Consider the following 6,325-nt stretch of genomic DNA (forward strand, 5'->3'; position numbering starts at 1 on the left):
TCACTTCTTGCTGTCCTCGAGCTGGGCCTTGAGGGCCATCAGCTTGGCGAAGGGCGAGTTCGGGTCCGGCTGCTTCTCGCGCCGCTCACGATTGCCTTCATGACGGTTGTCGGCGCGCTTGTCGGGCCTCGGGCCGCGACGCTCCTCGCGGCGGCCTTCCCCCTGGTGGGGGCCGCGCGGCGGACGGTTCTGAGGCCTGCCGCCCTCCCCTTGCGCCTCGCGGCGCTCGGGACGCGGCCGGCGCTCACCGGACTGATCGCCCTGGTTGGCCCCATGGCGCGGGCGACGGTCGCCGCGATCCTGCCGCTGGTCCGTGCGGTCGGAACGCTCGCCGCGCTCGTGACGGCCGCCACGGGCATCGCGACCCTGGCGGGCCTGCGCGCCGTCGTGTTGGCGGCGGCCCTGGCGCCATACCTCGATCAGCTCGGGCTCGGCAGGAGCCGTTTCCCCGGAAGCCGCCTCCGCAGGAGCAGCCTCGGCCGGTGCGTCTGCGGGAGCCATCGCGTCGCCTTCGGGCGAAGCCACGGCCTCGGCGGCGCTGGCCTCCACCTCCTGGTCGGAGACCGACGCTTGAGGAGCCGGCGCGGCAACCGCGCCCGTTTCCTCGCTGCCAACCGCAGCCTCGGTCGGGGTTTCGTCGGCGGTCTCGGCCTGGCCGTTCTCGACCGGAGCGGCAGCCTCACCCTCGGGAGCCGCGGCCTGGGGCTCGACGGCCTTGGGCGCTTCCACGAGCGGCACGGTGATGGCGGGCCCAGGACGGCGGTCCATCACGTAGCCGAGCGACTTCAGGATCGTGGCGAAATCCTCGCCGGCACAGCCGACCAGCGACGTCATGGCGACGGTCGGGACGAAGCCCTCGCCGTCGGCGGCGCCCGCCGGCGGCTCGCCGGGGGTGATGCCGGGGCGGTAGGAGATCGCAGGACGGATCAGGTCCGCCAGACGCTCCAGGATGTCGACGCGGACGGCGCGGCCGCCGAGCACCCGGAAGCCGGCGGCCCGGTAGAGCCCCTGACCGATTTCTGGATCGACCGGGATCGACGTGCGGCCGGACTGGGCGAGATGGGCGATCTCGTCGATGCCCTTCTGGTCGAGGCCGCCGTTCTGCAGCGCCCAGAGCTGGGTCGCGAGCACACGGGGGGCGGGCTTCAGCAGGGCCGGAAGATAGAGGTGGTAGGCGCCGAAGCGCACGCCCGCCTTGCGCAGGGCGCTCCGGGCCTCCTGGTCGAGGCTGCGAACCTCGTTGAGGACCTTCGACCGCTCCAGCACGCCGAGCGCCTCGCCGATCTGGAAGCCGATGCCCCGGGCCAAGCCCGTGAGCTCCTGGCTGTCCTCGAGCTGCAGCAGGGGCCCGAGCAGGCGCACCACATAGGCCTTGAGCCAGGCGCGCAGGCGGGTGTCCACCTTGTCCCGGGCCGGGCCCGTGAGATGCTCGTCCGACAGGATGCGAAGCTTGGGGTCGAACAGCTTGTCGCCCGGCTCCAGCTTGGCCACCGGGTCGCCCATCCAGCGGATCGTGCCGTCGTTCGACAGCACGAGCATCGTGTCGGGGGTTTCGGCGAACCGGTCCGCCCGCGCCTCGATCTCGCCGGCCAGCGCCTTGCTGGCGGCGTTGCGCAGGGTCTTGGCCTCCGTGGTGTCGGCCTGGGGATCAGGCACGAAATGGAAGCCGTGCAGGTGACCGATGTGCTGACCCTCGACGGTGACGTCGCCGGTGGTCGTAATTTCCGCTTCGAGCATCTTGTTCTCTCTCAAGCGCCGCATGAGAACGCTCGTCCTTCGGTCGATGAACCGTTGGGCGAGACGTTCATGGAGCGCATCCGATAGCTTGTCCTCTACCTGACGCGCAACATCCTGCCAATGCTCTGGATCCTTCAACCAATCGGGACGGTTGGCGACGAAGGACCAGGTCCTGACCTGGGCGATGCGGTTGGAGAGGGTGTCGATATCCCCATCCGTCCGGTCCATGGCCGACAGATGGCGGGCGAACCAGTCGGCCGGGATGGCCCCGTCCTTCATGAGGAAACGGTAGAGCTGGCCGACGAGATCCGCGTGGGTCTGCGGCGAAACCTTCCGGTAGTCGGGCACCTGGCAGATCTGCCAGAGCCGCTCCACGGCGAATTGCGAGCGGGCCATGGCCTGGATGTCGTCTTCCCGGGCCAGGACCTCGAGGGCCGTGACGTCCTCGCCCGTGGGGGCGCGCACGAGGCCGTGCTCCCGGGGCTGATGGCCCAGCGAATCGCGCAGGCGGGCCAGGGTGGAGAAGTCCAGGTCCGGATTGCGCCATTGCAGGATGCGGACCGGATCGAAGACGTGGTTTTCCAGCGCCTGGACGATCTCCGCATCGAAGGGCGGGCAGCGTGCCGTGGAGCCGAAGGTGCCATCGCGCATGTAGCGGCCGGCGCGGCCGGCGATCTGGGCCAGTTCGGAGTTGTTCAGCTTGCGGAACTGGAACCCGTCGAACTTCTTGTCGGACGCGAAGGCCACATGGTTCACGTCGAGGTTGAGGCCCATGCCGATGGCGTCGGTGGCGATGAGATAATCCACGTCGCCGTTCTGGAAGAGCTCGACCTGGGCGTTCCGGGTACGGGGCGACAGGGCGCCGAGCACCACGGCGGCGCCGCCGCTCTGGCGGCGGATGAGCTCGGCGATGCCATAGACCTCCTCGGCCGAGAAGGCCACGATAGCCGAGCGCCGGGGCAGGCGCGAGACCTTCTTCTCGCCCGCGAACGACAGGTTCGACAGGCGCGGCCGGGTGACCACGTGGACGCCCGGGATCAGCGCCTCGATCACCGGGCGCATGGTGGCCGAGCCGATGAGCAGCGTCTCCTCGCGCCCGCGCTGGTTCAGCAGGCGGTCGGTGAACACGTGGCCCCGGTCGAGGTCGCTGGCGAGCTGGATTTCGTCCACGGCCACGAAGGCGAGGTCGAGGTCCCGGGGCATCGCCTCGACGGTGGAGATCCAGTAGCGCGGCCGGTCCGGCTTGATCTTTTCCTCGCCGGTGACGAGGGCGACGTTGTGGTGACCCGCTTTCTCCACCACACGGTTGTAGACCTCGCGGGCGAGCAGGCGCAGGGGCAGGCCGATCATGCCGCTGTCGTGGCCGAGCATGCGCTCGATGGCCAGATGCGTCTTGCCGGTATTGGTCGGGCCGAGCACGGCCGTGACGCCGCGCGAGCGCGCCTGCGGGGGGAGGGAACGACGGGCCATGCCTGGATGTCGGGTAATGCTTGAACGTCCCGGAAAACGAGAGGCTTTAAGGGTCGGACGCCGGAGCCGGAAGCCTTCCTGTCAAGGCAGCCTGGCCCTCGCGGCCGGCTGCGGGCTGCTCCTTATATGGGAACGAGCGCTGCTTTCGCCACCCGCAGCGGACGCTTTCACCAAGGATTCTCAGGGCTTATTGAAGCGTCCCGGCCTTGATGGCCTCGTCCGCGCGCACGGCCCGGCGCGTGCGGGTAGACGCCTTGCCATCCCCTTCCAGGGACCAGAGGGAGGCCTGCATCTCGCCCATGCCGATCATGGTGCGCACCGAGACCTTCAGGGGAAAGAGCAGCCGCGGCCCTTCGACGGGCGCGAGCCACACGGCCATGTCCCGGTTCTCCTGCATGAACTTCGTCGCCGGGCGCTCCGGCCGGTGGCCGGAGACGGGCACGTAGCGGGCGTTGCACACGAGAACCGGACCGGAATAGCCCGTCACCTCGACGTTCTTCGTCTCCGCATAGGTGAGGACCACGTCCATGCGGGAGGCTCCGTCGAAGACGGGAATGGTCCGGTTGCAGTTGTCGGGATCGGTCAGGCTCTTCGAGGCGAGCGCCGGCATGAGCAGCGCGCTCATGGGGTCGACCACGCCCCGCTTGTCGGCGGCCTTGACCGGGATCCGGTCCTCCTTGGGCTCGAGAGGCGGGTCGATCTCGACCTCGGCCACCCGGCCGCCCTTCAGCCCCATCCGGACGCTGCGCTGGTTTTCGGAGGCCTTCGACACCACCTCGAAGCTCGTCGAACGGGGCTTGGCCTCTGCGAGCGTGCCCGCGGCCGAGGCTTCGCCCTTCCCGCCCGTAAGAAGCATGGCAAGGCCGGTCAGTTTCGCGTTGCCCTTCATCTCGTACTTCTTTCCCTTGAAGGACGAGATCAGGTCCGCTTTCCCCAAGGGCAGACCTGCCAGGGAGAGGTCGTACGTCACCTTGAGGGTTTGACCCTGAGCGAACGAAGCCGTTCCTGCAAAGGCCAAGGTTGCGAGAGCTGAAGCGATGAGGCGCATGGGGCTTTTCCGATAGTCTATTCTGTTGCATCGCACGAGATTCGGAATAAATCGTGACCACGCGGCCGAAAAAAAGAGGGTGCGACGTCGCGCTATTCTTGACCCACCCCCCTGTTTCGGCTTATAGGCTCCCACCTTCCAAGGACTTCTGGTGTCCGGCCGCGCGGGATCTGCGATCAGGCAAACCCGCGAATTCGTGGCCGCGACCCTCACACGACGAATAGGATTGAACCCATGTCGCGCCGTTGCGAACTGACCGGCAAGGCCGTGCTGAGTGGCCACCTGGTGAGCCACTCGAACCGCAAGACGAAGCGGAAGTTCCTGCCGAACCTCTGCAACGTCACGCTCCAATCTGACGCCCTGCAGCGCTCCGTGCGCCTGCGCGTCTCCGCCAACGCGCTCCGCTCCGTCGAGCACCGCGGCGGCCTCGATGCCTTCCTGGCCAAGGCCAAGGCTGAGGAACTCTCCACCACCGCCCTGGCGGTGAAGCGCGAGCTCGAGAAGAAGCTCGCTGCTGCGAGCTGATCTCGGACCGCCGAAAAATTGGCTTTGCGGGCGGCCTCAGTGCCGCCCGTTTTGCGTTATCCGAAGGCTTGAGCATGAGGCTCGAGCACTTGCCTGGAAGGGCCGTCCCATGACCCAGATCGACCGCCGCGACTTCCTCATTGCGCTCACCGCAATGACCCTAGTCGTCCTCTCGTCGAACATCCTGGTCCAGCATCCCTTCACCCATTGGGGCATGGGCGACTACCTGACCTGGGGCGCCTTCAGCTATCCGTTCTCATTCCTGGTCACGGACCTGTCGAACCGCCGCTTCGGAACGAAGGGCGCCCGTCGAGTGGTCTATGTCGGCTTCGTGCTGGCCGTGGCTCTCTCCGTCGTCTTGGCGACGCCGCGGATTGCCATCGCGTCGGGCGCGGCCTTCCTGACAGCCCAGCTCCTGGACATCAGCATCTTTGCCCGCCTGCGCGGCAAGGCCTGGTGGATGCCGCCCTTCATCTCCTCCGTGATCTCCTCGGGGCTCGACACGGCGATTTTCTTCTCCTTCGCCTTCTATTGCGGCGTCGTGCCAGGCCTCGGCCTCACGATCAGCGAGATGCTGGGCCAGACGGGGATCGCGGACGAGTGCATCGCCCTCCCGTGGGTCAACCTCGCGGTTGCGGATTATGGGGTGAAGCTTGCGCTCGCCGCCATCGCGATTGCGCCCTACGGGGCCATCCTGGCGCTCATGCGCCCGCGGCTGCAGCGGGCTGCCTGACCGAATAGAGTTGCAGAAGCTCCTGACCAGTGACATCTTCCGCAGCCTGCGCTGCCAAGCTCTGTCTCCCGGGAAGGATTCATGGGGCAAACAGTAACCTCGAAGGCCATCTCGCTCGCATCACGGATGGCCTTTGACACGCATCTCAAAGCTGCCGGTTTCAGGAAGCAGGGCGCCCATCTGCATCGGGCGAAAGAGAACCTGATCCACGGGATCCATTTCCAGCCGAGCCGCGGGAATCAATCGGAAAGCGGCACGTTTACGATCAACCTGATCGTGACATCCTCCGCGATCTACAGCGCCTTCTTCGGTTCCTCCCTGCCGTCAAACCCCGCTACGGCCGGTTTCCCGATCACAGAGCGCATTGGCTTCCTCATGCCGGCCCACAAGGATCATTGGTGGTACGTTTCACCCGAAACGGATGTCGAGCGGCTCTCGTCGGAGGTTTCTGAGGCCATCACACATCACGCACTTCCCTTCTTCGATGAATACGTGGGGCCCGATGCTCTTCTTCATAAGCTCCGCGCGCAGGAAGCCCTACCAGGAGTGGCCGATCCCCAGATCCCGGTACTGCACGCCGTCGTGGCCAAGCATGCAGGATACGACGATGAGGCTCGGCAATTGCTGCGGCAGGCAATCGAAACCTCGCACTACCCTGGATTTACCGAGACCGTGAAGAAGGTCGCCAATCGGATCGGGCTCGTCCTCTAGAGCAGATGTGTTGCTGACAGCATTCTAGAGCACCGGACGATTACACGGACGCATATCCGGCTGCCTTGAGGAAGTTCCAACACTCCTGTGGCTCGAAGAGA

At 66.6% G+C, this 6,325-nt stretch carries 5 protein-coding genes; 3 read left to right on the top strand and 2 right to left on the bottom strand.

The annotated features are described in order from the left end of the window. Window positions 1–3,207, bottom strand: a complete 3,207-nt coding sequence (locus JAO75_RS02075; RefSeq protein WP_199046259.1) for a helicase-related protein — start codon at window positions 3,205–3,207, stop codon at window positions 1–3. A gap of 187 nt (window positions 3,208–3,394) precedes the next feature. Beyond that, window positions 3,395–4,255: a DUF3108 domain-containing protein gene (locus JAO75_RS02080; protein ID WP_199046261.1), complete on the bottom strand. Its 861-nt coding sequence runs from the start codon at window positions 4,253–4,255 to the stop codon at window positions 3,395–3,397. 234 nt (window positions 4,256–4,489) lie between these two features. Here JAO75_RS02080 and rpmB point away from each other — a divergent pair, with 234 nt between their 5' ends. From rpmB to JAO75_RS02095, 3 genes are all read left to right on the top strand, one after another. After that, window positions 4,490–4,780 (top strand): 50S ribosomal protein L28, encoded by a 291-nt coding sequence (gene rpmB, locus JAO75_RS02085; RefSeq protein WP_199046263.1) that lies wholly within the window; start codon window positions 4,490–4,492, stop codon window positions 4,778–4,780. A 109-nt stretch (window positions 4,781–4,889) separates the two neighbouring features. Further along, entirely contained in the window at window positions 4,890–5,513 is a 624-nt protein-coding gene (locus JAO75_RS02090; protein ID WP_199046265.1) for a queuosine precursor transporter, read from the top strand. 81 nt (window positions 5,514–5,594) lie between these two features. Next, on the top strand, window positions 5,595–6,224 hold the full coding sequence (locus JAO75_RS02095) for a DUF4304 domain-containing protein (RefSeq protein ID WP_199046267.1): 630 nt from the start codon (window positions 5,595–5,597) through the stop codon (window positions 6,222–6,224). The last annotated feature ends 101 nt before the right edge of the window (window positions 6,225–6,325 follow it).

Source organism: Microvirga splendida (assembly GCF_016427565.1).
GTDB lineage: Bacteria > Pseudomonadota > Alphaproteobacteria > Rhizobiales > Beijerinckiaceae > Microvirga > Microvirga splendida.

What these genes read in the sequence shown, in the direction of transcription:
- JAO75_RS02075 (WP_199046259.1), bottom strand. Translation starts at nt 3,207, where the DNA reads ATGGCCCGTCGTTCCCTCCCCCCGCAGGCGCGCTCGCGCGGCGTCACG.
- JAO75_RS02080 (WP_199046261.1), bottom strand. Translation starts at nt 4,255, where the DNA reads ATGCGCCTCATCGCTTCAGCTCTCGCAACCTTGGCCTTTGCAGGAACG.
- rpmB (WP_199046263.1), top strand. Translation starts at nt 4,490, where the DNA reads ATGTCGCGCCGTTGCGAACTGACCGGCAAGGCCGTGCTGAGTGGCCAC.
- JAO75_RS02090 (WP_199046265.1), top strand. Translation starts at nt 4,890, where the DNA reads ATGACCCAGATCGACCGCCGCGACTTCCTCATTGCGCTCACCGCAATG.
- JAO75_RS02095 (WP_199046267.1), top strand. Translation starts at nt 5,595, where the DNA reads ATGGGGCAAACAGTAACCTCGAAGGCCATCTCGCTCGCATCACGGATG.